This is a genomic window from Fulvivirga aurantia, assembly GCF_009711475.1.
In the GTDB taxonomy this organism is placed as follows: Bacteria; Bacteroidota; Bacteroidia; order Cytophagales; family Cyclobacteriaceae; genus Fulvivirga; species Fulvivirga aurantia.
Genome location: NZ_SMMD01000257.1, coordinates 1 through 1,353, shown reverse-complemented (window position 1 = coordinate 1,353; position 1,353 = coordinate 1). Strand labels below are relative to the sequence as shown.

The 1,353-nt window shown below is 39.3% G+C and carries 1 protein-coding gene; it reads left to right on the top strand.

Annotated elements, in window-relative coordinates; all coding sequences use genetic code 11:
* Nucleotides 1-13 precede the first annotated feature (13 nt).
* A partial coding sequence (locus tag E1176_RS00930) for a peptide MFS transporter (RefSeq protein WP_155208715.1) occupies nucleotides 14-1,353 on the top strand: 1,340 nt, incomplete at its 3' end.

The following is a 1,353-nucleotide window of genomic DNA, read 5'->3' as shown; positions in this document are numbered from 1 at the left end:
AACAATAATCAACATGTCTAAAACATTTTTTGGTCATCCCCGCGGATTGGCTACGCTCTTCTTTACGGAGATGTTTGAGCGCTTTAGCTATTACGGTATGCGCGCGCTGTTAATAATCTTTATGACAACAGCCATAGTAGATGGGGGACTTGGTTTCGATGACCCAACTTCCGGTGCAATTTACGGACTTTACACTATGGGTGTTTACATTTTTGCTCTTCCGGGAGGTTGGCTGGCTGATAGACTTTTCGGTTTAAAAAAGTCAGTTTGGTATGGTGGAATAATCATAGCCCTTGGGCACTTTACAATGGCCATTCCTGGGATATTAGCTGAGTTTGGTTTAGAAGATGTAACTACTACAACCAGCACAGATACAGTGCCTTTCTTTTTAGGATTGATTTTAATTGCTCTGGGTACAGGGTTACTTAAACCAAATATTAGTTCGATAGTAGGAGAGTTGTACACTAATGACTCTGGAGCTAAACGTGATGCAGGATTTTCTATATTTTATTCAGGTATAAATTTAGGAGCCTTAGTAGCTCCGCTTATTACAGCACCACTAGGAGAGTTTGTAAACTGGCACCTTGGTTTTGGTGCAGCTGGTTTATTTATGGTATTAGGTCTTATTCAATATAGACTTACAGATAAGTATTTAGCTGGTGTAGGAGAGATGCCGGAATTCAACACGAGTGAGGAAAAAGAACAGAAAAATAGCCTTCAAAAGTGGCTTAAAATTATCCTTGGAGGAGCAGCAGTAGTAGTATTGCTCATGTTTATGGGACTCATACCAATTGACGCTACTTCATTGGCTGAATTTTCTGGATACATCATTGTTTTAACAGCATTTGGATTCTTAGGCTACGTTTTATTAATGGGTGGCTTGAATGCAGATGAAAAAAAGAAAGTAATTGTAATTGGAATCGTATTCGTATTTAGTGCGATTTTCTGGTCAGGATTTGAGCAGGCAGGCTCTACTCTTAACCTGTTTGCATCTCGATTTACCGATAGAACTTTATTCGGATTTCAGTTGGCTGCAGGTACTTTTCAATCAATAAATCCAATGTTCATCGTAATATTCGCCCCAATCTTTGGAGCGATGTGGGTTTGGATGGCAAGAAAAAATCTCGAACCATCTAGTCCTGTTAAGTTTTCATTAGGACTTATATTATTAGGTATAGGCTTTTTTGTAATGGTATTTGCTGCTAAGGTTGCAGCTTCTGGAGAGTTGGCAGCACCTACCTGGTTATTACTTACGTATATGTTCCATACTTTTGGTGAGCTAAGCTTGAGTCCGGTAGGTTTAAGTTTAACGACTAAACTTGCCCCTAAGAAATTTTATAGCCAGATGATGGG